This is a genomic window from Paenibacillus shenyangensis (assembly GCF_000346635.1).
GTDB classification, from domain to species: Bacteria; Bacillota; Bacilli; order Paenibacillales; family Paenibacillaceae; genus Saccharibacillus; species Saccharibacillus dauci.
This window is the reverse complement of record NZ_AOIG01000006.1, coordinates 23,004-47,837: the sequence shown is the minus strand read 5'-3', so window position 1 is coordinate 47,837 and position 24,834 is coordinate 23,004. Positions and strand designations below refer to the sequence as shown.

The following is a 24,834-nucleotide window of genomic DNA, read 5'->3' as shown; positions in this document are numbered from 1 at the left end:
CCGTTGGCAGCTACTGGAAACCCAAATCCGAATAAGGCAACTGCTGATACGGCGAGCGATCCGACTATTCAGCAGAAAAGTGTATCGTTGTGGCAGGATGCCATGTACCGTTTATCCCGTAACCCGGTTGCTATGATTAGCCTGGTTATACTTGTTATTATTATTTTAATGGCCATTATTGGTCCTTATATGTTGCCTTACAACTATTACAGTAATGATCTGATGAATACCAATAAAGCTCCTTCAGCTGAACACTGGTTTGGAACGGATAACCTGGGCCGTGACATGTGGGTTCGGACATGGATGGGAGCTCGCATTTCCCTGATCGTAGGTTTCTCTGCAGCGCTGATTGACCTTGTTATCGGTATTATTTATGGTGCTGTTATGGGTTACAAAGGTGGTCGCGTGGATGAAGTAATGAACAAAATTTCCGAAATTTTGTACTCCATTCCGTATCTGTTGATCGTAATCCTGCTGCTCGTTGTTATGGAGCCTGGATTGCCAACAATTATCTTTGCATTGGCTGTTACCGGCTGGGTAACCATGTCCTGGATTGTACGTGGTGAAATTATGCAGCTGAAAAACCGTGACTTTATTCTGGCAGCGCGTTCCATGGGTGCAAGTGGCAGTCGTCAATTGTTCAAACACCTGTTGCCAAACGCATTGGGACCGATTATTGTAACGGTAACATTATCGGTACCAAGTGCGATCTTCTCGGAAGCTTTCCTGAGTTTCCTGGGCCTTGGTGTACAGGCTCCTGTATCTTCTCTGGGTTCCATGATCAATGATGCACTTCAGGGATGGAATCTGTATCCTTGGCGTATGTGGTTCCCTGCAGGTCTGATCTGTCTTACCATGCTGGCATTTAACCTGCTGGGTGATGGTCTGAGAGACGCACTGGATCCGAAACTGAGAAAATAAAATCTATAGGAGGTGGGCTAAGTGGAGAAAATCTTAACAGTCAAGAATTTGAGCGTGTCTTTCAGTACTCGTGCAGGCGAATTTAATGCCGTAAAAGATGTCAATTTTGAAATTGGCAAAGGAGAGACGCTGGGTATTGTTGGGGAATCCGGTAGTGGTAAGAGTGTAACAGCTCAAACGATTATGCGTCTGATTCCTTCTCCGCCTTCTAAGATTAAAAGTGGAGAAATCACTTTCCTGGGCGAGAGCCTGCTTCATAAAACCGATAAACAAATGGAAACAATCCGTGGTAAAGATATCGGTATGATCTTCCAGGATCCGATGACTTCCCTGAACCCGACCATCAAAGTCGGCAAACAGATTACGGAAGTATTGCGCAAGCACCAGAAAATGTCTTCTACAGAAGCCAAAGCATCGGCACTGGAAATGCTCAAACTGGTTGGTATCAAAAACCCGGAAGTTCGTTTTAACCATTATCCTCACCAGTTCTCGGGTGGTATGCGTCAGCGTGCGATGATCGCTATCGCTCTGGCATGTCGTCCATCCCTGCTGATTGCGGATGAGCCTACTACTGCACTGGATGTTACGATTCAGGCCCAGATTCTGGATCTGATGAAAGACATGCAGCAAAAATTGGGTACATCGATTATCCTGATCACGCATGATCTGGGTGTTGTAGCCGGCATGTGTGACCGTGTGGTAGTTATGAAAGAAGGCGATGTTGTAGAAACAGGTACAACATCCGAAATTTTCAAAAATCCACAGCATCCGTATACCAAGCGTCTGCTGAATGCATTGCCTCGTCTGGATGAGCCGAAAAAACCTAAGATGGTATCTGCCATTGCAGGTCTTGATCCTACTCGTCCATTAGTAGAAGTGTCGAATCTTCGTCAGCACTTCAACCTGGGCAAAGGTAACGTTCTCAAAGCCGTAAATGATATCAGCTTCAAAATCTATGAAGGCGAAACACTGGGAGTAGTTGGTGAGTCCGGTTGTGGTAAGTCGACAACAGGTCGTACCATGCTTCGTTTGTATGAGCCAACAGGAGGAAGCGTTAAATTTAACGGAACGGATATTTTCAGCCTGTCTCCACGTAAAATGAAAGCGATGCGTAAAGATATGCAGATGATCTTCCAGGATCCCTATGCATCTTTGAACCCTCGTTTTAATGTTATGGATATTATCGGCGAATCGCTGGATATCCACGGTCTGGCGGGAAGCCGTGCAGAACGTAAAAGACGCGTAGAAGAACTGCTGGATATGGTTGGACTGAACGCAAGTCATGCTACCCGTTATCCACATGAATTCTCCGGTGGTCAAAGACAGAGAATCGGGATTGCCCGCGCTCTGGCAGTTAATCCAAAATTCATTATCTGTGATGAGCCGCTGTCCGCACTGGACGTATCGATTCAGGCACAGGTGGTTAAATTGCTGGAAGAATTGCAGCAGCGTCTGGGACTGACTTATCTGTTTATTGCCCATGACCTGTCCATGGTTAAGCACATTAGTGACCGTGTAGCAGTTATGTATATGGGTAAAATTGTAGAACTGGCAGAAAGTGAAGAATTGTATGCGAATCCGCTGCATCCTTACACCAAAACACTGCTGTCTGCAATTCCGATCCCTGACCCGGATGTTGAAGTGAACAAACGCAGAATTCTGCTTCCGGATGAGCAGCAGGTTCCTGTAGAGTCTGCTAATCCTGGCGCACCAAAAGATCCTTTCAATTTGGAAAATTCCGAGTTGAGGGAAGTATCTCCTGGGCACTGGGTAGCTCAATCGCTGGCTTAAATCAGCTTCTACACTATATAAAAACCGTCATAATATATGGCGGTTTTTTTCTTTATTTCAAAAAGTAAAAAAGTATGCTGATTTCTTTGACTAAACGGCTATACTTTCGTTACAATCATATAAGGTATAGAAGTTACAATAAGTAACAACGATGAGGAGGACCTTACCCCATGAATGTAGTCCCGGAGAGGCTACCTGCGAATCAGCCGCTGGCAGAGCGGTATATCAATGATTTTGCATCGGTAAGCAGCTTGTATAATATGAAGGTTACTGATCCGCAGACGTGGGCTCAGCGGGCAGCGTGGCTGGATCAGAGTAAGCACTCCCGGATGGATCGTGGAGCGTTAGTAGATTGTTTGGAGCCGTATAACCTTGTTCACAATAATCATGAAGAAGTGCAAAAGTCACTGCAACTGCTACGGCAGGAAGAGACGCTAACGATGGTGGGCGGTCAGCAAAGTGGATTATTTACAGGTCCACTGCTGGTGATTTATAAAGTAGTTACTCTGATTCTTGGTGCTCGTGAAGCGGCAGCCAGGTTGAACCGTCCGGTTGTTCCGGTATTCTGGATTGCTGGAGAAGATCATGACTGGGATGAAGTAAACCATACGTACCTGCCGGATCGTGATGGACAGGCAGTTAAAATTCGTATGGATCATGAGCGTGGTGGACATTCACCGGTCAGTCGTACCGCTATTGATCGCAGTCATACAGAAGGAGTTTTGAAGCAATTTGAGAGCCTGCTGCCGGACAGCGAGCACAAAAGCGAATGGATTCAGGAACTGCATCAGTGTATGGAGCAGTCAGATAATCTGAGTCATGCCTTTGCCAAGCAGCTGGGACGTTTATTCGGTCGCTTTGGTTTGGTACTGCTGGATTCGGATGATGCTCAGTTGCGTCGTCTTGAAGTACCCGTATTCCGTCAAATGATTCAGCAAAATGATGAGCTTACTCAGGCTTATCTGGCTGCAGCAGAGAAAGTTCGCACGCTTGGTTATGAAGAACAAGCGACAGTAGCAGAGGACAGTGCCAATCTGTTCTATATTCATAGTGATGAGATTTATACAAATGAACGAATTTTGCTGTTCAAGCGTGACGGTATGTTCACGGATCGTAAAGGTCTTGTGACGTTCACACCGGATGAACTTCTGGATATTTTGGAACAGCATCCGGAGCGATTCAGTAATAATGTACTGACCCGTCCGTTAATGCAGGAATCTCTATTCCCGGTATTGAGTACGATTCTGGGTACGGGGGAAATTGCGTACTGGGCACTTACCCATCAGGCATTTGAAGTACTCAATTTGCAGATGCCGCCGATTTTGCCGCGGATGTCATTTACCATGGTAGAAGAGAAAATCCAGATGCTAATGAAGCAGTTTGGTCTTTCTTTTGATGATGTACGTCAGCGGTTTGATGAAGTTAGAGCACAATGGTTGTCCGAACAAGAAGATTATCATCTGGATGAGCGTTTTGCAGAACTTAGACGCCAGTTTGATCAGATGTATATGCCTTTTATTGAGTCTTTGGGCGAGGTTGATCCTTCATTACCTCATATTGCCGCGACCAATCAGCACAAGATCGAAGCACAAATCGAATATCTGCATCGCAAGAGTAGCAATGCGGTAGCGAAGCAGCATGAAGTAGGTTTGCGTAGATTGGATCGTATTGCTCACTCTCTCTATCCATTTGGCAAGCCGCAGGAGCGGACAATCAACAGCTATTATTATTTTGGACGTTATGGTGAGCAGTGGCTCGATCAGCTACTCGGTATCGAACCGGATCTGGATGGCGGACATCGATTAATTTATATGTAAGAGCAGAATGCATTAGAGTGGATTACTAGCTGTAAAAAGCGATTTGTTTACTTTTATGAATCTTCATTATCCATATATCATTGAACAAGAAAAATGGAGCACTCTCACGGGAGATGCTCTATTTTTATATGAGCAGCCATAGTGAAAAAGCTTATACTTGATCAGCAGAATGCAAAACGAGCCGACAGGCTGCAGCAAATAAAGATTGCTTCTTGGATAGGTATGCCTTTAAATGGAACTATCAGTGGGTTATAATAATGAGCTGGAATTATCTATATGCAGAGGAGAAATGAAAATGACATTACCATCCCTTCAAAACAGCATTGTTGCCGATATGGCGCTTGCTCCGGAAGGCCACCGTAAAATCGAGTGGGTATCTTCCCATATGCCGGTCTTGAACCGGATTCGTGAAGAATTTGAACGTGATCTGCCTTTCAAGGGACTGAAAGTAACGATCTGTCTGCATCTGGAAGCCAAAACGGCTTACCTGGCCAAAGTGGTACAGGCAGGCGGAGCAGAAGTGACGATTACCGGCAGTAATCCATTGTCTACACAGGATGATGTATGTGCAGCGCTAGTCGAAGATGGAATCACTGTTTTTGCAAAGTATAATCCTGAACCTGCCGAGTACAAGAGTCTGGTCCTGCATGCTCTGGAGACTCGTCCCGATCTGATTATCGATGATGGTGGAGACCTGATTACCCTGATGCACGGCGAACGTCCGGATCTATTGGAAGGTATTCGTGGTGGTGCAGAAGAAACAACAACCGGCATTATCCGTCTCAAAGCCCTGCAAAAAGAAGGTACGCTGCAGTTGCCGATGGTCGCTGTCAATGACGCGTACTGCAAGCATCTGTTCGATAACCGTTATGGTACGGGTCAGTCGGTATTTGATGGTATTATTCGTACAACTAACCTAATGATTGCAGGCACAACCGTTGTTGTAGTCGGTTATGGATGGTGTGGTAAAGGTGTAGCTATGCGTGCCAAAGGACTGGGTGCCAATGTTATCGTAACCGAAGTGGATGCGATCAAAGCGGTAGAAGCCCACATGGATGGATTCCACGTAATGCCAATGATCAAAGCGGCGCAGCTGGGCGATTTCTTCATCACTGTAACCGGCAACAAAGATGTGATTGTAGGCGAACATTACGATGTAATGAAAGATGGCGCTATTGTATGTAATGCAGGCCATTTTGATGTAGAAGCGAACAAGCCTGATCTGGCTGCACGCGCGGTATCGATTCGTACAGCCCGCAAAAATATCGAAGAATACAAAATGCAGGATGGACGCCGCATTTATTTGCTGGCTGAAGGACGCCTGGTAAATCTGGGAGCAGCAGACGGTCATCCGGCTGAAATTATGGATATGACATTTGCTCTGCAGGCAGTAGGGCTGCGTTACGTAAACGAGAACTATGAACAGCTGGGTGCTGGAGTTATCAATGTACCTTATGAACTGGATGAGCAGGTAGCACGCTACAGACTGGAAAGTCTCGGAATCGATATCGATGTACTGAGCGATGCGCAGAAATCCTATCTGGATAGCTGGTCCTAAATTTCTATACCGATTTGGATAGCTTATAATTAATGGAGATGGATAATATGTTTGTCTGCGATGACAGCAAATATATTATCCATTTCTATGTAAATTACAGATTGAAAGGAAGGTTACGTATGACTCTTAACGATGAAGAATATTTATTGAAATCCAGACTAAAGAATTTTGGACAAAAAGAATTCTCTTTTTTAGAATGGAGTTTTCTGATGCCAAACTGCATAGAATCGTTGTTAAACAACATAGGAACAATAGATAGTGAATTACGGGATGATCTTATTTATACGACTTTTGCAAGATGGATTACGAGTGGACAGCTCTCTGCTGATATCATGCTGCATATCAAGAATACGATTATGGACACTACGCATATGTTCTACAGAATAGGCGAAAAGAATAACGATACTGTTTTTACTCGCTCTTTCTCTGTGCTATTCATTCCATTACTGTTGGAAAGAAATAAGCAGCAAGCATTTATGCAGCCTAACGAATTAACAGAGATCCAGGAAAAAATACTGCTTTATATCAAAGAAGAAAAAGATTTAAGAGGATTTGTAGAAAATAAAGGATGGGCTCATGCTTTGGCGCATACTGCCGATGCTATACATGCCATATCTGTATGCAATAATCTTTCTGCTCAGCAGAGTATGCGGTTTTTGGATGCAATAAAAAATGCGATATGTACGAAGCAGGTGGTTTATACGAATCTGGAGGAAGAAAGATTAGTGACGGCAGTGGTAAGTCTGATTACTCAAAACAAGCTATCCGATAAAGAGATTGAAAACTGGATCGGTCGTTTTCTGATTTGGGATAAGACAGAAGTATGGAATGAAGAATATAAAATCATATTTAATATCAAAAGCTTCTTAGGCAGTCTTTATTCCGTATACATAAGCGTAACGAATTCAGTTGCACAGCTAGAGTGATTGAAGACAGATTACATACCTTCATGCAAAGCTACATAAGCTGATGCCTTTATCTTAAGCGGGACTATTCAATCCCTAAAAAATAAATGATGTAATAGAATCATCGTAAAAAATGTTCAAGCAATTTACTAAGCAAAAAGAACGATACATCCGATATAAAAAAGTCGGGCTTTTTACGTGCTTTTTTGCAAAACAAGATGCTGATTTACATAAAGATTTAAAAAAAGATGAGTTTTCGCAAAAAAAATTGACATTTAAAGAAGGGTTTTGATTTTATACGGCGAATCTATTATGCTAGATAGGTGGAGGAAAGTGGTACATAGTGGGGAACAATGGGTAAAAGGAGTGAGCCGCCAATGTTCATGGGTGAGTATCAGCATAACATTGACGATAAAGGCCGGATTATTATTCCAGCTAAATTTCGCGAACTTCTGGGTCCATCTTTTGTTGTTACTCGTGGTCTGGACCATTGTCTTTTCGTTTATCCCATGGAGGAGTGGTCTCTCCTGGAACAAAAGCTTAAATCTTTACCGCTCATGAAAGCTGATGCCCGTGCTTTCACGCGTTTCTTTTTCTCGGGAGCGCTGGAAGGAGAATGGGACAAGCAGGGGCGTGTCAATCTGCCGATTAATTTGAAGCAGTACGCCAGGCTGGAGAAAGAATGTGTAATTATTGGTGTCTCCAACCGGGTAGAGATTTGGAGCCAATCCGTTTGGGAACAATATTATAACGAATCAGAACAATCATTTAACGAAATTGCTGAGAAGCTGGTTGATTTTGATCTTGATCTGTAATCGTCTAGGAGGTTTACATCTTGTTTCATCACATCACTGTATTAAAAGAAGAAGCGACAAGAGCCCTTCAGGTCAAACCTGATGGTATTTACGTCGATTGTACGCTCGGGGGAGCAGGACATAGTTCGGTTATTGCAGCTGAACTGGGAGCAGGGGGTCGACTGATTGCTTTTGATCAGGATGATACTGCACTAAATAATGCCAAAGCGGTATTGGCACCATATGAAGACAAAGTCACTCTGATCAAAAGTAACTTCCGTCATCTGGAGGAAAAGCTTTTGGAAGCCGGGGTGCCGGTCAAAGATGGAGTACCGCAGGTAGACGGCATTCTGTTCGATCTTGGCGTTTCTTCACCTCAGTTCGACGATGCTGACAGGGGATTCAGCTATAATCACGATGCTCCGCTGGATATGCGGATGGATCAATCCATCGAACTAACAGCACGGACTATTGTGAATACCTGGCCTGAAGAAGAAATCGCCCGCATACTATATCGATATGGCGAAGAAAAGTTTTCAAAACGGATTGCCAAAGTTATCGTGAAGCAGAGAAATGTAGCGCCGATCGAGACAACAGGGGAACTGGCAGAACTAGTCAAGGAAGGCATTCCCGCGGCAGCAAGAAGAACAGGCGGACATCCTGCAAAGCGTAGTTTTCAAGGGCTGCGAATTGCTGTGAATGATGAGCTGGGTGCTTTTGAAGAAGCACTTCATCAATCCGTGCGCTGTCTGGCACCGGGTGGACGTGTATCGGTTATCACTTTCCATTCTTTGGAAGATCGTTTATGCAAACAGATTTTTGCAGAGTATCTGGAAAAAGATGTAGCACCGCAGGGCTTCCCTATTTATGTAAGCAATGGCGGTGTGCTGAAGTTGGTGAATCGCAAGCCGGTTCTGCCAACTGATGAAGAAGTAACAAGCAACAAACGGGCAAGATCTGCCAAATTACGTGTTGCCGAAAAAGTGCAAAAAGAAAATCAAGAATAATACAGTAAGGAGACGGATACATGGCTTATACACGTGGGAACCTGGCAGTCAAGCAAAAACCGGCTGAGAAGGTCGTTCGGAAATATCGTGAAACGACAAAAGTGGTTGTACGCCGTTCTGCCCTGCCGATTCAGGAAAAAATGCTTTATCTCGCAACCGTTATTTTCTGCGTTGCTATTGCGAGTGTTATTATCTGGCGTTATGCGTATATTTATGAACTTAATAAAAATGCGCAGGATATGGCAACCGCAACCGCACAGCTGCAGAAGCAAACAACACAAAATGAGCTACGTCAACATCTCTTGGAGAATGATATCGTAGCGCGTGCAGCTGCACTGGGTTACATAGAGCCTACAGACACTGTACCTATTCAGGTGTCGCGGGAAAAAGGAACGGCCGCTACCTCGTCGGATGTCAAAGTGAACAACTAAAGCGGGGGATCAGGCAGTGGATAAAAGAATAAAACTTCGTGCTTTATTTATAGGGGGATGCATTACCCTCTTTTTTGCCGTACTCGTCATCCGTGTATTCTGGATTCAGGTTGTCCAAGGATCAGATTGGCATAAATATGCAGAGAAACAGTGGACCAGTCAAAGTACGATTTCTGCTGTTCGAGGCACAATTACGGATCGTAACGGCAATAAGTTGGCAATGGATGCGCCTGCCTACAATGTTGGACTTAACCCAAAGGTAATTGCGGAACTTGGGGTGAAGGATGAGATTGTAAGCCGTTTGCATGAAATTCTTGGCACGGATGAAAGTGAAATTGAGAAGCAGGCTACATCCATGACAACACCGACAGCCAAAAATCCAGTGAGCGAGCTGCGTACATGGCGTGAGCTGAATTCGGGTGGACGGCGTATCCCTCAGGATAAAGCAGATCAGGTGAATGCACTGATTGCTGAGCTGAAAGAAAAAACTGGTCGACGCTATGATGTTGGGGTACAGCTGGATGTAACGACCAAACGCTATTATCCCAAAAATGAACTTGCTTCTCATGTCCTTGGATATACCAACAATGATGGTGAAGCAGTAGCTGGTATTGAAGCTTATTATGATAAGCAGCTCAAAGGTGAAGATGGTTCTATTGTTTATCAACGTGATAATCAAAAGGACAAACTGCCGGATTCGCAGGATGTGTATAAGCCTGCAGTGAATGGCAGCAATCTGACGCTTACGATTGATGAGACGATTCAGTATTATACGGAGCAGGCGATGAAAGAAGCATTTAAGCAGCTTCAGCCGAAAAGTATTACGGTAATTGCTGCCGATCCGAATACAATGGATATTCTCGCAATGGCAAATATGCCGACTTTTGATCCTAATAAGTTTAATGAAGTTAAAGATATGGCTGACTTTACAAATTTGGGAATTAAAGCAGAGTATGAACCAGGTTCTACTTTTAAAATTGTTACTTTGGCTGGAGCAGTAGAAGAAGGATTATTTAATCCAGAAGCAACTTATCAATCGGGTACTATCCGAGTAGGTGGGAGTACGCTGCATGATATTAACCGTGTAGGCTGGGGACCGATAACTTATCTCACAGGTCTTAAACGCTCCAGTAACGTAGCTTTTGTTAAATTGGGTTACGAAATGCTGGGAGCAGAAAGATTGCGTAAATATATTGATGCTTTTGGATTTGGTTCCAAAACGGGAATAGATTTGCCGGGTGAATTAACAGGGGCTATTGGATTCCGTCCGTATGTCAAGACGGAAGTGGCTACAGCAGCTTACGGACATGGACTTGTACAGGTTACTCCTTTACAGCAGCTGGTAGGCGTCTCGGCAGTAGCAAACGGCGGTAAAGTGCTAACTCCTCACGTAGTTAAATCAATTATCGACCCGAATACCGGTGTAACTACAGATGTACCTGTACATGAAGTGCGTCAGGCTATTGATGCCGCTACTTCGGAGAAAGTACGTGGTTATCTGGAACAGGTCGTATCTGACCAGGAAATTGGAACAGGGCGTCATGCTTATATTGATGGCTATCGTGTAGCTGGTAAAACAGGTACAGCGGTCAAGGTTATTAACGGGAAATATGATTATACCAAGCAGGTCGTTTCCTTTATCGGATTTGCACCGGCAGACAAACCCAAAATCGCCATGATCGTCGTTATCGACCAACCTGCCGATTCTAAGCTGGGTGGTGGTGCAGCGGCGGCTCCGGTATTCAAGAAAATCGTGAGTCAGGCACTCCCGTATATGGGCGTACCGAAAGCAACCGATGACAGCGATACACAGAAGAAAACCAAAACAGCCACATCCGCACCAGCACCGGTTAGTTATAATGTACCTACACTTACCGGCAAAACGGTAGATGCTGCCAAAAAGAAACTGATTGCCAGTGGAATTACTTTTAAAGTAGTCGGTACAGGCAATAAAGTGGTCAAGCAGTATCCAGCTGTAGGAGCGCTGATGGATGGGGGTCAAAGTGTATATCTTATGACCGAAGATCCGACCAAAATGGAAATTCCCGATCTCAAAGGTGAATCATTGCGCGATGCGCTGGAGATCCTGAATCTGATGAAGGTCGAGGTAACTACAGTAGGACAGGGCTATGTTGCCGAACAGGTAGAATCTTCGGCAAATGGTCGCCGAATCATTACACTGACACTCAAATCAGCGAGAGCGATTGTTACAGGTGTGGATGATGAGGAAGCGAACGCGCTGGGGACTAAGAAAGCAACACCAGTTGCCGGTGATGACCAAACATCAACCGAAGCAGAAAATACCGGTTCTACAGACAAGAAGACTGAAGAATCGACTTCGTCGTCAGAGACTTCGGCAGAAACAACTCCTGAATCGTTCGGTCCTCCTTCAACAGATGCAGGTACTAACAGTACTGGCGATTCTACTGAAGGAACAAAAAACACGTCAGGAAGCACACTAAAAATTCCGGAGCCTACAGGTGCTCCAACGAACTAATGAGTTAATGCTAATTATGATAACCCGGCAGTCATCGGTAAGGGGAAGTCCTCCTTTTATTCATCCGAAGACTGCCGGGTATCGTTATTAATTTTGGAAAAGAGGAATCGCTATGTTGTTATCTGAAGCGGCCAGCCTGCTTATTACATCCCGGATTGAAGGTACTGCGGATGTTTCCATTACAGGCATGGAAATTGACTCACGCAAAGTAAAAGCTGGGGATTTGTTTATCTGTCTGCCAGGCTTCACGGTAGATGGTCATGATTTTGCAGAACAGGCAATAACCCAGGGAGCGGCGGCTCTTGCGGTAGAACGAATTTTGCCACTGGATATTCCTCAGCTGGTCGTTAGCAGCTGTCGTCACGCGATGGCTGTACTGGGAGATGCGTTTTATGAACATCCTAGTCGTAAGCTGAATATGATTGGAATCACAGGTACTAATGGCAAAACCACAACTTCTTACCTGATTGAGCGTATTATGAATGATCATCGTATCAATACAGGCTTGATTGGAACAATTGAAATGCGTTATAACGGTAAAGCGGTACCGATGCCTCGTACTACACCGGAAGCGATGGAACTTCAGCGTCTGCTGCATGAGATGGTTCAAAATGATGTGCAGTGCTGCGTCATGGAAGTATCTTCTCACGCGCTGGAACAAGGACGGGTCAAAGGAACAGATTACCGGACAGCTATTTTTACGAATATTAGTCAGGATCATCTGGATTATCATGAGACGATGGAACAGTATGTGGCAGCCAAAGGGCTGTTTTTTGCACGTCTGGGGAACTCTTATGACAAGGATCCGGCAGAGCGCAAATACGCTGTACTGAATGCTGACGATCCGGCCGTAGATTATTTCCGCGGTATAACAGCAGCAGATGTGATTACATATGGTGTGGATCAGCCTGCCGATGTGCAGGCTTCAAATATTCGAATTACCGCGAGAGGAACAACTTTCCATCTGCAAACGTTCCGCGGTAATACAGATATGACTCTCCAGATGGTAGGCAAGTTCAACGTATATAATGCACTTGCAGCCATTACAGCAGCACTGATCGAAAATGTGCCACTGGAACAAATTCGTGAGAGTCTTGGCCAGATGCCGGGTGTGGATGGACGCGTCGAAGCAGTAGACGCTGGACAGCCTTTTGCCGTGATTGTAGATTATGCACATACACCGGATGGACTGGAAAATGTACTTCGGACGATTAGCGAATTTGCGGAAGGCCGAATTCTGACGGTATTTGGCTGCGGTGGTGATCGGGATCGTACCAAACGCCCATTAATGGGACAGGTAGCCGCCAAATACAGTGATTATACGCTGGTTACATCGGATAATCCCCGAACAGAAGAACCGGTAAGCATTCTGGATGATATTGAAGCAGGTCTGCTTGAACAGCAGGTGGCTGCGGATCGATACGAACTGATTGTGGATCGCCGCGCTGCTATTCAAAAAGCGGTTGAAATGGCACAGCCTGGCGATGTACTATTGATTGCGGGTAAAGGCCATGAGACGTACCAGATTGTAGGTACGGAAGTTCATGATTTTGATGATCGGCTGGTAGCCAAAGAAGCGATAAGGGGTCTTTCCAAGTGATAAATATAACTATTGATCAGATAGCGGCAATGTGCGGTGGACAGCTGATTGGTGATTCATCGATACGCTGTCATGGCGTCGTCATTGATTCAAGACAGCTGCAGGATAACTGTCTGTTCATTCCGATTATTGGCGAGAGAGTCGATGGGCATGATCTGGTAGAACAAATACTGGCAAATGGAGCTGCTGCCGCGTTATGGCAGGCTGATCATGGCACGCCTCCTCAGGGGAATATAATAATCGTCGAGAATACGCTGAATGCCCTTCAGCAGCTTGCCAGCGCGTATCTGGAGAGTACCGAAGCCAGAGTAATTGGTATTACCGGTTCGAATGGCAAGACGACGACCAAGGATATGATTTATGCGCTTATGACCGAAGCCTATCGTGTGCATAAGACTGAAGGCAATTTTAATAGTCATATCGGTCTGCCGCTAACGATACTGGCGATGCCGGCAGATACCCAGATTCTGATTCTGGAAATGGGTATGCGTGCACGGGGTGAGATCGAATTGTTATCCGATATTGCTCATCCGGATACGGCAGTCATTACCAACATCGGAGAATCCCATCTGGAGCAGCTGGGTAGTCGGGAAGAGATTGCGCGTGCCAAGCTGGAGATTGTTCATGGTCTTAAAGCATCCGGATTGCTCGTATATCATGGGGATGAACCGCTGTTACAGCAAGTGCTGTCGGAACCGGAATATGCGGATCAAGACATGCGCAAGATTACTTTTGGCATGGAGCAGCACAATGATCTGTATGCGACCGGAATGATGACACAGGGACAGTCCACTATCTTTACTACCAATGCACTTTCGGAAGAAGCTTGGAAGCTACCGGTACTGGGTGCCCATAATATGGTCAATGCCATGGCAGCGATTCTGGTCGCTCAGGCATATGAGCTGAGTGAAGCACAGATTCGTCAGGGATTTGCCAAGCTACGCCTGACCGGAATGCGAATTGAAATGCTGCAGGGTCGCGATGGAATCACCCTGCTGAATGATGCTTACAATGCAAGTCCAAGCTCCATGAAGGCAGCGATTGATGTACTGGGTAATCTCAAAGGGTACAAACGCAAGATAGCTGTGCTTGGCGATATGCTGGAGCTTGGAGCCGAAGAGCTGGCATACCATGAACATATCGGAGAATATGTGAATGGGCAGGCAGATCTGCTATTTACTTATGGAGAGCGGGGACAGGCGATTGCCCGCGGCGCAGCGAGACATTTGCCGCCGGAATGTATTCGTTCCTATACATCCAAACCGGAACTGATCGAAGAACTGCAAAAAACAGCACGGGAACAGGATGTTATTTTATTCAAAGCTTCCAGAGGCATGAGACTGGAAGAAGTTCTACAGGCGCTGATGCCTGATTCAATAAGCAACGCATAGGCGCTGGAGGAGTAGGAAAATGGATTTTCAAATATTGTTATTAGCGGCGGCTGCATCGTTTGTATTATCAATTATTGCTATGCCGATATTGATTCCGCTGTTACGCCGCATTAAATTTGGTCAGCATGTACGCAGTGATGGTCCACAGACTCATCTTAAAAAAGCGGGTACGCCGACGATGGGTGGTATTGTTATCATCCTGGCAGCTACTCTGGTATTTATCAAATTTTCGGTTATCGACACTAACTTCTGGGTGCTGTTGACGTCTACCGTAGGATTTGGACTGGTTGGGTTCCTCGATGACTATATCAAAATCGGTCTCAAACGTTCACTCGGTCTGACTGCCAAGCAAAAACTGATTATGCAGCTGATTTTCTCGGCGATTATCTGTTATCTGCTAATCCAAAAAGGACACAGTACAGCGCTTGGTATTCCGGGAACATCGTTCTCGTTTGATTGGGGCGGCTGGTTCTATTATCCATTTATCGTAATTATGCTGCTGGCGATTACCAACGCAGTCAACTTTACAGATGGTGTGGATGGACTGTTGTCAGGAGTAAGTGCAATTGCATTTGCTGCTTATGCGATTATCGCGATTCAGGCGACTGCACCGGCAGCTGCGGTATGTGCTGCAGCGATGATTGGTGCAGTTATCGGATTCCTCATATTTAATGCTCATCCGGCCAAGGTATTTATGGGGGATATGGGCTCGCTCGGAATAGGAGGGGCAATCGGAGGGATTGCGATTGTCACCAAAAGTGAGCTGCTGTTCCTGGTTATTGGTGGGGTATTCGTAGTTGAATTGCTCTCTGTAGTTATTCAGGTCGTTTCTTACAAAACGCGTAACGGCAAACGTGTATTCAAAATGGCTCCAATTCATCATCATTTTGAATTATCAGGCTGGTCGGAATGGCGTGTTGTAATTACGTTTTGGGCAGTCAGTCTCGTACTGGCCGCACTCGGAATCTATATTAGCAAGGGGTTGTAGTGATGAATGATCCTCAATCATATCGTGGATTACCGGTCGTAGTCATCGGTCTGGCGCGCAGTGGTGTAGAAGCAGCCAAGGCTCTGCATCGACTTGGCGCATTAGTGACAGTCAATGACTTGAAGCCAAGAGAACAATCTCCGGAAGCTGCCGAACTGGAAGAGCTGAATATCGAGGTGATCTGTGGAGGACATCCGGAAGGATTGATTCACAAGGATATCGCTCTGCTTGTCAAAAATCCTGGTATTCCTTACAGCGCGCCGCCGATCCAGCAGGCAATGGATCTGGGTATTGAAGTGATTACCGAGGTGGAGCTGGCTTACCGGATCTCGGATGTGCCGATGATCGGTATCACGGGCTCAAACGGCAAAACGACCACGACAACATGGGTAGGTCAAATGCTCGATGCCTGCGGTCTTCATCCGATTGTAGGCGGTAATATCGGTATTCCACTATGTCAGGCCGTTGTGGAAGCCGAAGAGAAAGATAATGCGATTATTGTAGCAGAACTGAGCAGTTTTCAGCTCAAAGGTACGCGTGATTTCAATCCAACCATTGCCGCTCTGCTCAATGTAGCCGAGACGCATCTGGATTATCACGGTACGATGGATGATTATGTCACGTCCAAACGCAAAATTTTTGAAAATCAGGGCGAAAAGGATACAGCGGTACTGAACTGGGATGATAGTTACTGCCGCAGCATGATTCCTTATATCAAGGCAGGTCGCATAATTCCATTCTCTGTCAACGAGGAGCTGGGAAATAATGCAGCTATGGCCGCAGCATTGTCTACTCAGTCAGGCATGTCGGTAGGCGCAATGTATGTCTCTCCATCCTATGTGCCGGATATGGAGGATGATCTGGAGCGGACGATCATGTACTGGGATGAAGAGCAGGGAGCTGTACCGATTCTACGTGTGGATGAACTGGGTATTCCAGGTCGTTACAATGTAGAAAATGCACTGGCAGCCTGCGCAATTTCGATCGCTGCCGGCTGTCAGCCCAAGCAGCTGGCAGATACTCTGCGCACTTTCCGTAGTGTAGAGCATCGTCTGGAATATGTAACCACGCATAACGAGGTGGCTTACTATAACAATTCCAAAGCTACCAATGCCAAAGCAACAATGATGGCATTATCCGCTTTTCAGGATCAGGGGATCATATTGATTGCCGGCGGATTGGATCGTGGGTCGGACTATATGGATCTGCTGCCTGTATTTCAGTCGCAGGTCAAGGCGCTGGTTGTACTGGGACAAACCCGTCACAAGCTGGCACGAGTAGCCGAAATGGCAGGGGTTGCTTCGATACTGATTATTGAGGAGACCGATCAGGCGGAACAAGCTGTGTATCAGGCAGTTCAGCAAGCTTCAGAACTGGCAGAAACCGGTGATGTTGTATTATTGTCACCTGCCTGCGCCAGCTGGGATATGTTCTCTTCCTTTGAAATCAGGGGCAATGTATTCAAGCAGGCAGTTAACGAACTATAGATTCCTTATATATACATCTATGGTAATTCTGCGTATAGCCATGTGAACTATTCTGCTATACAATATGTAACTCAGAGACTAAGATACGCAAATTTAAATGAAAGGAGGTGCGATAAATGCGAGTTATATTAACGGGCGGTGGAACCGGAGGACATATATACCCTGCGCTGGCTATTGCCGAGCAATTCAAAGAGCAAGGTATCAAAGCGGAGTTTCTGTATATTGGCGGCAAGCGCGGACTGGAGACCCGGATCGTTCCAGAGACCAAAATGCGCTTTGAAACGATCGATATTACAGGTTTCCGCAGACGACTATTTTCACTAGAAAATATCAAGACAATCAATCGATTTATACAGGGTGTCAAAATTTCCAAAAAGCTGATTCGTGAATTCAAGCCAGATATTGTAATTGGTACCGGAGGTTATGTGTGTGGACCCGTAGTATATGCAGCTGCCAAGCTGGGGATTCCTACCATGGTACACGAGCAGAATGCGATTCCGGGACTGACGAATTTGTTCTTGAGCGGTTATGCCGATACCGTGGCAGTGAGCTTTGAAGAGGCGATCTCCAAGTTCAAACGGGCCAAACATGTACTGTTCACCGGAAATCCGCGAGCGACTATGGTGCAGCATGCCGATCGTGAAAGAGGACTTGCTTCACTGGGACTTCCGGCAGATGCCAGAGTAGTGTTGATGGTAGGCGGCAGTCGTGGTGCACGGGCTCTTGTGGAAGCGATGGTGCAGGCAGCGCCTTTGTTAAAGTCCAAGCCGGATGTTCATTATGTGTTCGTTACCGGTGAAATCTACTATGACGAAATCTATGAACGCATTAACCAGGCGACCGATTCCATGCCGAATTATCTGCATGTACTGCCGTATATTCCGAATATGCCGGAAGTACTGGCAGCGACTTCTCTTGTGATTGGTCGTGCAGGTGCTTCCTCACTCGCGGAGATTACATCACTGGGGACACCTTCCTTATTGATTCCTTCACCGAATGTCACCAATAATCATCAGGAAGCCAATGCGCTGGCTCTTCGAAAAGCCGGAGCAGCAGAGATGATATTGGAGCGTGAGTTAAACGGAGCGACTCTGATTGCTCACATTGATAAAATTATGGATCATGAAGAAGAGCGACAAAGGATGTCCGAGGCTGCTTCTACTCTCGGTACGCCACAATCGGCCTTTTTGCTGGTTGAAGAGATCCAGCGTATTTGCAATGCTTCTGTGGTAACCCAATAAGGATGCTGGACCGTTACATAGCAGTCGTTCGTGTCAAAGCAGAAATAGTTTACCCCCTATCGGACGACTGGCACTGTGATAAACAGTTTTCGTGATATGCAGGCAATATCGGGAGACATTTTACGCTGGTTGGGGATTCCAAATGAGGCATGCTATAATGACGGAGAAGTTCAGGTACAATCTGGCTGCAATACAGATGGAATTGAAATAAGACTTATTGGAGAATTGCCATGCCAAAGCAAAAACTAGTTGTTCTTCCGAAAAAAGAATCTTCTGCAGAATCGCGTCCTGCTGCGGGCCGCAAATTATTCGGACGCAAAAATCGACTGATCATTGTGCTAAGTATCTTTTTCCTGCTGGTACTTGGGATTGTGTTCTGGTTTTCACCGCTGGGCAAAATATCAGAGATTACTTTCAGGGGTAATGCGTTTACGTCCAAGGAAGATCTGCTGTCAGCAACCCGTCTGGCCAAAGGAAATGCTTTTTACGGTACATCTGAGGATACGCTCAAAGAAAGGCTGCTAAGCATCCCGGCAATTGAGAGTGCTACAGTGACCAAGCATTTTCCAGGCAAAATCGATGTTACGATCAAAGAGTATCCTGTGGTTGCCTATGAACTGGCAGGATCCGGACAATTGACAGCTATTTTGCAGAGCGGAGCTGCGGTACGTGCCGACACGCGCGGGGTAGCTGTAGAAAAGCCCGTCCTTACCCAATGGTCGGACTACGAAGCGCAAAAGGTTCAGCTGTGCAAAGTACTGGGTACGATACCGAGTGAGCTAACCTCGGATATCTCGGAGATTATTCCTTCACCAACGCCTTCATTCCCGGATCGAATCATGATGTATACCCGCTCGCGCTTTGAAGTGATTACAAGCATATCGCTGCTGGCGGATAAAGTGGAATACCTGAATCAGGTAATCGAGACACAACCGCCCGGTGTGATAACAATGCTGGAAGCAGATGCCTATACACCGTTCAATCCGGATGATATCAAAGATCAGACAGAAGAAGTGCCTGCACAGTAACGATTTTGACATCTTTTGTCGGCAAAATGTACTTTTTGACAATGTTCGGGCTGCAATACTTTCTGTGGCGTCAGAAAAATGCTAGAATAGGCTGTATAGATATTAAAGAATTGTAAACTTTAATACTGGCTTAACAATTTTCTGAAGTACCCGGTGAACTCTTTCTTTTTTCTCCAGACTTTTAACGTTTTTCGGAACCTCAAAAAGTTTGCAGAAAAAAGAGGGAAAGCATATGAAATGTGGAATACTAATGTAGAGAGCGTTTTATGGAAAATGATTTTCGGAAATTGAATTTCCAGCTTTTAGGCAGCAAGCCCGGAAGAACGGAAATGCACTATTTTAATTCAGGAATTTACAGGAGGTGCCAAGGGCTTGAGCAACAATGACATCATTGTTAGTTTGGACATCGGTACATCCAAAGTTCGTGCTATTATCGGGGAAATGAACAATGGAACCTTTAATATTATTGGAGTTGGATCTGCCGACTCGGAAGGAATTCGCAAGGGCGCGATCGTTGATATTGATCAAACCGTGCAGTCCATCCGAAATGCAGTTGATCATGCAGAGCGTATGGTCGGCATTCAAATATCTGAAGTGATTGTAGGTATTTCGGGCAACCATATCGGACTTCAAACGAGCCACGGAGTAGTAGCCGTATCCAATGAAGACCGCGAAATTGGTGAGGAAGATATCGAACGGGTGCTGAAAGCGGCAGAAGTGATTGCCCTTCCGCCGGAACGGGAGATTATCGATGTAGTCGCCAAGCAATACGTGGTGGACGGACTGGAAGGAATTCAGGACCCGCGCGGTATGATTGGCGTGAGACTGGAAGTAGAAGCTACCATTATTACAGGTGCCAAGACATCTATTCATAATCTTCTGCGTTGTGTAGAGAAAGCGGATCTGCACATTAAGGATCTGGTATTGATTTCGCTGGGAGCGGGGCAGCTGGCACTGTCCAAGGACGAAAAGACAATGGGAGCTGTTCTGGTCGATATTGGAGCAGGATCATCCACTATTGCGATTTTCGAAGAAGGTTCGCTCAAAGCAACTTCTACCTTGCCAATCGGCGGCGAATTCGTCACGAACGATATCGCTTATGGTCTGCGCACGCTGACAGAGAATGCGGAGAAGGTAAAATTGAAGTATGGCTGTGCACTCCATGAGGAAGCGGCTCCCGATGTAGTATTCAAAGTACAACGCATCGGCAGCAACGTGGACAAGGAGTTCACACAACAGGATCTTGCAGCGATTATCGAACCGCGTGTACAGGAAATTTTCGAATTGATTCGTCAGGAAGTTGTACGTCTCGGTTATCATGAGCTGCCGGGTGGTTATATACTCACAGGGGGCACTGTATCCATGCCGGGTGTTCTGGAGATTGCCCGTGAAGAATTGGCAGCCTCTGTCCGGATTGCAGTTCCTGATTATATCGGTGTACGTGACCCTGCCTATACGAGTGGAGTCGGTATCCTGTATAATGTAATTCGCAATATTCGCAGCGGTGGAAGTACAGCGGGCGCCAATAAAAAAGCACCGGCTCGTAACAAAGCTGCATCGACCCCGGAGAGCAATGCAAAACCGGGCTTGATTGAACGGCTCAAAAATATGTTCAGTGAATTCATTTAATAAGGAAGTTCATTCTAGCTTGGAACGAGCCATTCATGGACAATGAGGGGGAGATGGAAGAGTATGTTGGAATTTGATTTCGAAATGGAAAGCCTGGCCCAGATTAAGGTCATCGGTGTTGGCGGCGGCGGTAGCAATGCAGTCAATCGGATGATCGAAAATGGTGTTCAAGGCGTGGAATTTATAACAGTAAATACAGATGCACAGGCACTGCATCTGGCCAAATCCGAACATAAACTGCAAATCGGCGACAAGCTGACTCGCGGTCTGGGTGCAGGAGCAAATCCTGACGTAGGTAAAAAAGCAGCCGAAGAATCCCGTGATCTGATCAGCAACACGCTGAAAGGGGCAGATATGGTATTCGTCACTGCAGGTATGGGCGGCGGTACAGGAACAGGTGCAGCCCCTGTAATAGCTGAGATTGCCAGAGAATGCGGCGCCCTGACGGTTGGCGTAGTTACACGTCCGTTCACTTTTGAGGGTCGCAAACGTTTCTCCCAGGCAGAGCTTGGTATTGAAGCGCTCAAGGAAAAAGTAGACACGCTGATCGTTATCCCGAATGATCGCCTGCTGGAGATCGTTGACAAAAAGACTCCAATGCTGGAAGCATTCCGCGAAGCGGATAATGTACTGCGTCAGGCTGTACAAGGTATTTCCGATTTGATCGCTGTACCGGGTCTGATCAACCTTGACTTTGCTGACGTTAAAACCATCATGACCGAGCGGGGCTCTGCCTTGATGGGTATTGGTGAAGCAACAGGCGAGAACCGTGCAGCAGAAGCAGCACGTAAAGCCATCATGAGCCCACTGCTGGAGACTTCGATCGAAGGCGCACGCGGCGTTATCATGAATATCACAGGCGGCAACAACCTGTCCCTGTACGAAGTCAATGAAGCAGCCGAAATTGTAATCAGTGCTTCCGATCCGGAAGTGAATATGATCTTCGGTGCGATCATTGACGAGAACCTCAAGGAAGAGATCAAGGTTACGGTTATTGCGACTGGTTTTGAACACAAACCGGCACAGCCAATGCAGCCGGCACGTCGTCCATCTGCATCCCAGCCACAAGGACAGCAACCAACTTCCAGCGAGGCACCTGCTGAAGAAAAAGCGCCTAGTCAGCGCCAATTCAGCAACAATCAACAACCAAGCGGAGATCAACTGGATATCCCGACTTTCCTGCGTAACCGTTCCCGTCATAAAAACGACTAGAACTGGTAATATTGACAGCAGGACACCGATCGTAATGGTAAATGTACCCGATACAAAGATGTACCTGTGTGTTATGGAAAGGACTTGTTTTCTACGGAAAACAGGTCTTTTTCATTTCAGCAGCTTTTATGTATTTTGTTGAATATTCGTACAGAAAAACATCTGTACAGGAATGCCGGAAATGAGGTACGCATATGGAACCGTTTATTCATACCATGGAAAACAACAGACCAGAGCTGTTTAAGCTGGACTGTTCAGCATATAGCAGCGGATTGACTGCAGGATTTACTGGAAGAAAGGGTGGAGTCAGCAAGGCACCCTATGATTCTTTTAATCTGGCTTATCATGTAGAAGATCATGCCGGGGACGTACTGGAGAATCGTAAAATGCTCTGTGACACTCTGGGATTTTATCAGGAGAACTGGGTATGTGGAGAACAGGTACACAGTAATCACATTGAAATCGTTACTGCTGAACATGCAGGCAAAGGCTGGGCAGATCGGGAAAGCGCATTTCAGAATACAGATGGGCTGGTCACCAACGTACCGGGGGTATTACTCACTTCCTTTTATGCGGATTGTGTGCCATTATATTTTATAGACCCGGTAAATAAGGTCGTAGGCCTGGCGCACGCCGGCTGGAAAGGCACAGTAGCCGATATTGCCGGAGAGATGATCCGAACGATGACAGGGCAGTATGGAAGTCGTACAGAAGATATTCATACAGCCATCGGACCTTCTATTGGCAGTGATCATTATGAAGTGGATCACAAAGTTATGGATGCCGTAGATGTTTGGACAGCAAAGCTTGAGGGTAATGGTCAGCAGCTTACATACGCGAGACCGGGCAAGCCGGGCAAAACCTGGCTCGACCTCAAACAATTAAACCGTGAAATTATGATTTTTGCAGGAATACAGCCTCAGCATATCGAAATGAGTAGTTGGTGTACGTACGAGAACAATGATTTGTTCTTCTCCTATCGTGCAGATGGAGGACGTACAGGACGTATGGCTAGCTGGGTTGGCATAGAAATGGAGTGAACTACAGATTGGGACTACAGGAACGTATTGCTCATGTACAGGAGCGTATTCAGGCGGTCTGTGAGCGAAATAATCTTCATGCCGACGAGGTTCAGATTGTCGCTGTGACCAAGTATGTATCGCTGGCAAAAACAGCAGATGTACTGGATGCAGGACTGATGCATTTGGGAGAAAACCGTTGGCAGAACGCCCAGGCAAAATGGGAAGCACTGCATGATCGTGGTGTATGGCATTTTATCGGTCATTTACAGACCAACAAAGTCAAAGACGTTATTGGCAAATTTCAATATATTCATTCTCTGGATCGCCTGTCGCTCGCCAAAGAACTGGAAAAAAAGGCAGCCGAACTGGATATCCGTGTCAATGTATTCGTACAGGTCAATATTTCCGGAGAAGAGTCCAAGTATGGACTTGCAGCGGAAGAAGCTCCTGCTTTTTTGGAGTCTTTGCAGCAGATGCCACATCTGAATGTGGTGGGGCTGATGACAATGGCACCCGAAGTAGAGGATGCGGAACAGACACGTCCTGTATTCCGCGGACTTCGTGAACTAAGAGATCGCTTAAATGAACTGAAGCTGACGGAACAGCCGATACAGCATTTGTCGATGGGAATGTCGGGCGACTTTGAGATAGCAATTGAGGAGGGGGCGACTTTTGTACGCCTCGGCTCCATCCTGGTGGGTAAAGAGGAGGATTAACGATGGGTGTAATGAATCGCTTTATGAATTTTTTGGGACTTCAGGAAGAAGAGGAAATTGTAGAACGCGAGCAAATTATTGAGGAAGATGATGAGCCCCGTGAAACTTCTCCGTCCGATCTACGTAAGAACAGTAGAGCGAATAATGTCGTTAGTATTCATTCACAAAAAAATGTGAAAGTCATTTTGAATGAGCCGCGCAGTTATGATGAGGCGCAGGATATTGCAGATCATCTGCGTTCGCACCGTTCGGTTATTGTTAATCTGCAGCGTGTTCGTACGGATCAGGCGCTGCGTATTATTGATTTTATGAGCGGAACAGTCTATGCACTGGGCGGCAGCATTTCCAAGATCGGCGGTAACATTTTCCTGTGCACACCGGATACGGTAGAGATTGAGGGCACAATCGCGGAGATACTTGGTGAAGATTTTGATTATAACAAGATGAGGTGATAAGACTTTGGATACGCTTCTTACGGTATTATACTATCTGTACCAAATTTATACGTATATGCTTATTATTTATATCCTGCTGTCTTGGTTGCCAAGCGCACGCGAGAGTTCATTTGGACAGCTGCTGGCACGACTAGTGGAGCCTTATTTGGCACCGTTTCGCCGTTTCATTCCACCAATCGGCGGGGTACTGGATATTTCGCCGATCGTGGCGTTGTTCGTATTGAGATTGGCTTTTAGCGGCTTGCAGTATTTGTTGATCAGCCTGTTTTATTAAGCAGGAGACAAGTTCTGAATACCGTTTGTTCGTCTTGCAGCAGCTAGGCGAGGATATGTGTCTACAGTAC

Annotated in this window: 21 protein-coding genes; all 21 read left to right on the top strand. The window is 46.0% G+C overall.

Annotated elements, in window-relative coordinates; translation table 11 throughout:
• Window positions 1-3: 3 nt before the first annotated feature.
• The 21 genes from H065_RS0104400 to H065_RS0104295 all read left to right on the top strand — a co-directional run bounded on the left by H065_RS0104400 (window position 4) and on the right by H065_RS0104295 (window position 24,764).
• A complete protein-coding gene (locus H065_RS0104400; protein WP_017811806.1) occupies window positions 4-921 on the top strand; it encodes an ABC transporter permease in 918 nt (305 codons plus the stop codon).
• Window positions 922-942: 21 nt separating this feature from the next.
• On the top strand, window positions 943-2,712 hold the full coding sequence (locus H065_RS0104395) for an ABC transporter ATP-binding protein (protein WP_017811805.1): 1,770 nt from the start codon (window positions 943-945) through the stop codon (window positions 2,710-2,712).
• 170 nt (window positions 2,713-2,882) lie between these two features.
• Window positions 2,883-4,529 (top strand): bacillithiol biosynthesis cysteine-adding enzyme BshC, encoded by a 1,647-nt coding sequence (gene bshC, locus H065_RS0104390; protein WP_017811804.1) that lies wholly within the window; start codon window positions 2,883-2,885, stop codon window positions 4,527-4,529.
• A gap of 295 nt (window positions 4,530-4,824) precedes the next feature.
• A complete protein-coding gene (locus H065_RS0104385; protein WP_017811803.1) occupies window positions 4,825-6,087 on the top strand; it encodes an adenosylhomocysteinase in 1,263 nt (420 codons plus the stop codon).
• A gap of 119 nt (window positions 6,088-6,206) precedes the next feature.
• On the top strand, window positions 6,207-7,013 hold the full coding sequence (locus H065_RS25215) for a DUF2785 domain-containing protein (protein ID WP_017811802.1): 807 nt from the start codon (window positions 6,207-6,209) through the stop codon (window positions 7,011-7,013).
• Window positions 7,014-7,369: 356 nt separating this feature from the next.
• On the top strand, window positions 7,370-7,807 hold the full coding sequence (gene mraZ, locus H065_RS0104370) for a division/cell wall cluster transcriptional repressor MraZ (protein WP_017811800.1): 438 nt from the start codon (window positions 7,370-7,372) through the stop codon (window positions 7,805-7,807).
• A gap of 20 nt (window positions 7,808-7,827) precedes the next feature.
• Window positions 7,828-8,793: a 16S rRNA (cytosine(1402)-N(4))-methyltransferase RsmH gene (gene rsmH, locus H065_RS0104365; RefSeq protein WP_017811799.1), complete on the top strand. Its 966-nt coding sequence runs from the start codon at window positions 7,828-7,830 to the stop codon at window positions 8,791-8,793.
• A gap of 20 nt (window positions 8,794-8,813) precedes the next feature.
• Complete coding sequence (locus H065_RS0104360) at window positions 8,814-9,224, top strand: hypothetical protein (protein ID WP_017811798.1); 411 nt, start codon at window positions 8,814-8,816, stop codon at window positions 9,222-9,224.
• Between the two features lie 16 nt (window positions 9,225-9,240).
• Window positions 9,241-11,721, top strand: a complete 2,481-nt coding sequence (locus tag H065_RS0104355) for a penicillin-binding transpeptidase domain-containing protein (RefSeq protein WP_017811797.1) — start codon at window positions 9,241-9,243, stop codon at window positions 11,719-11,721.
• 112 nt (window positions 11,722-11,833) lie between these two features.
• Entirely contained in the window at window positions 11,834-13,321 is a 1,488-nt protein-coding gene (locus H065_RS0104350; RefSeq protein WP_017811796.1) for a UDP-N-acetylmuramoyl-L-alanyl-D-glutamate--2,6-diaminopimelate ligase, read from the top strand.
• Window positions 13,318-14,712, top strand: a complete 1,395-nt coding sequence (locus tag H065_RS0104345; RefSeq protein ID WP_017811795.1) for a UDP-N-acetylmuramoyl-tripeptide--D-alanyl-D-alanine ligase — start codon at window positions 13,318-13,320, stop codon at window positions 14,710-14,712. Before H065_RS0104350 ends, H065_RS0104345 begins: the two co-directional genes overlap by 4 nt.
• A gap of 19 nt (window positions 14,713-14,731) precedes the next feature.
• Window positions 14,732-15,700, top strand: coding sequence for a phospho-N-acetylmuramoyl-pentapeptide-transferase (gene mraY, locus H065_RS0104340; RefSeq protein ID WP_017811794.1), 969 nt, complete (start codon window positions 14,732-14,734; stop codon window positions 15,698-15,700).
• A 2-nt stretch (window positions 15,701-15,702) separates the two neighbouring features.
• Window positions 15,703-17,187: a UDP-N-acetylmuramoyl-L-alanine--D-glutamate ligase gene (gene murD, locus H065_RS0104335; RefSeq protein WP_017811793.1), complete on the top strand. Its 1,485-nt coding sequence runs from the start codon at window positions 15,703-15,705 to the stop codon at window positions 17,185-17,187.
• A gap of 116 nt (window positions 17,188-17,303) precedes the next feature.
• On the top strand, window positions 17,304-18,428 hold the full coding sequence (gene murG, locus H065_RS0104330; protein ID WP_017811792.1) for an undecaprenyldiphospho-muramoylpentapeptide beta-N-acetylglucosaminyltransferase: 1,125 nt from the start codon (window positions 17,304-17,306) through the stop codon (window positions 18,426-18,428).
• 230 nt (window positions 18,429-18,658) lie between these two features.
• Window positions 18,659-19,456, top strand: coding sequence for a cell division protein FtsQ/DivIB (locus H065_RS0104325; RefSeq protein ID WP_017811791.1), 798 nt, complete (start codon window positions 18,659-18,661; stop codon window positions 19,454-19,456).
• A gap of 372 nt (window positions 19,457-19,828) precedes the next feature.
• Complete coding sequence (gene ftsA, locus H065_RS0104320; protein ID WP_017811790.1) at window positions 19,829-21,085, top strand: cell division protein FtsA; 1,257 nt, start codon at window positions 19,829-19,831, stop codon at window positions 21,083-21,085.
• Window positions 21,086-21,148: 63 nt separating this feature from the next.
• Window positions 21,149-22,297, top strand: coding sequence for a cell division protein FtsZ (gene ftsZ / locus H065_RS0104315; protein WP_017811789.1), 1,149 nt, complete (start codon window positions 21,149-21,151; stop codon window positions 22,295-22,297).
• A gap of 194 nt (window positions 22,298-22,491) precedes the next feature.
• Window positions 22,492-23,337: a peptidoglycan editing factor PgeF gene (pgeF, locus tag H065_RS0104310; RefSeq protein ID WP_017811788.1), complete on the top strand. Its 846-nt coding sequence runs from the start codon at window positions 22,492-22,494 to the stop codon at window positions 23,335-23,337.
• 8 nt (window positions 23,338-23,345) lie between these two features.
• The gene (locus H065_RS0104305; RefSeq protein WP_017811787.1) at window positions 23,346-24,035 is read left to right on the top strand and encodes a YggS family pyridoxal phosphate-dependent enzyme; all 690 of its coding nucleotides are present in this window, start codon (window positions 23,346-23,348) and stop codon (window positions 24,033-24,035) included.
• Between the two features lie 2 nt (window positions 24,036-24,037).
• Complete coding sequence (locus H065_RS0104300; RefSeq protein WP_017811786.1) at window positions 24,038-24,487, top strand: cell division protein SepF; 450 nt, start codon at window positions 24,038-24,040, stop codon at window positions 24,485-24,487.
• Between the two features lie 7 nt (window positions 24,488-24,494).
• A complete protein-coding gene (locus tag H065_RS0104295) occupies window positions 24,495-24,764 on the top strand; it encodes a YggT family protein (RefSeq protein ID WP_017811785.1) in 270 nt (89 codons plus the stop codon).
• Window positions 24,765-24,834: the final 70 nt, after the last annotated feature.

What these genes read in the sequence shown, in the direction of transcription:
- bshC (WP_017811804.1), top strand. Translation starts at nt 2,883, where the DNA reads ATGAATGTAGTCCCGGAGAGGCTACCTGCGAATCAGCCGCTGGCAGAG.
- H065_RS0104385 (WP_017811803.1), top strand. Translation starts at nt 4,825, where the DNA reads ATGACATTACCATCCCTTCAAAACAGCATTGTTGCCGATATGGCGCTT.
- H065_RS25215 (WP_017811802.1), top strand. Translation starts at nt 6,207, where the DNA reads ATGACTCTTAACGATGAAGAATATTTATTGAAATCCAGACTAAAGAAT.
- mraZ (WP_017811800.1), top strand. Translation starts at nt 7,370, where the DNA reads ATGTTCATGGGTGAGTATCAGCATAACATTGACGATAAAGGCCGGATT.
- H065_RS0104360 (WP_017811798.1), top strand. Translation starts at nt 8,814, where the DNA reads ATGGCTTATACACGTGGGAACCTGGCAGTCAAGCAAAAACCGGCTGAG.
- H065_RS0104350 (WP_017811796.1), top strand. Translation starts at nt 11,834, where the DNA reads ATGTTGTTATCTGAAGCGGCCAGCCTGCTTATTACATCCCGGATTGAA.
- mraY (WP_017811794.1), top strand. Translation starts at nt 14,732, where the DNA reads ATGGATTTTCAAATATTGTTATTAGCGGCGGCTGCATCGTTTGTATTA.
- murD (WP_017811793.1), top strand. Translation starts at nt 15,703, where the DNA reads ATGAATGATCCTCAATCATATCGTGGATTACCGGTCGTAGTCATCGGT.
- murG (WP_017811792.1), top strand. Translation starts at nt 17,304, where the DNA reads ATGCGAGTTATATTAACGGGCGGTGGAACCGGAGGACATATATACCCT.
- H065_RS0104325 (WP_017811791.1), top strand. Translation starts at nt 18,659, where the DNA reads ATGCCAAAGCAAAAACTAGTTGTTCTTCCGAAAAAAGAATCTTCTGCA.
- ftsZ (WP_017811789.1), top strand. Translation starts at nt 21,149, where the DNA reads ATGTTGGAATTTGATTTCGAAATGGAAAGCCTGGCCCAGATTAAGGTC.
- pgeF (WP_017811788.1), top strand. Translation starts at nt 22,492, where the DNA reads ATGGAACCGTTTATTCATACCATGGAAAACAACAGACCAGAGCTGTTT.
- H065_RS0104300 (WP_017811786.1), top strand. Translation starts at nt 24,038, where the DNA reads ATGGGTGTAATGAATCGCTTTATGAATTTTTTGGGACTTCAGGAAGAA.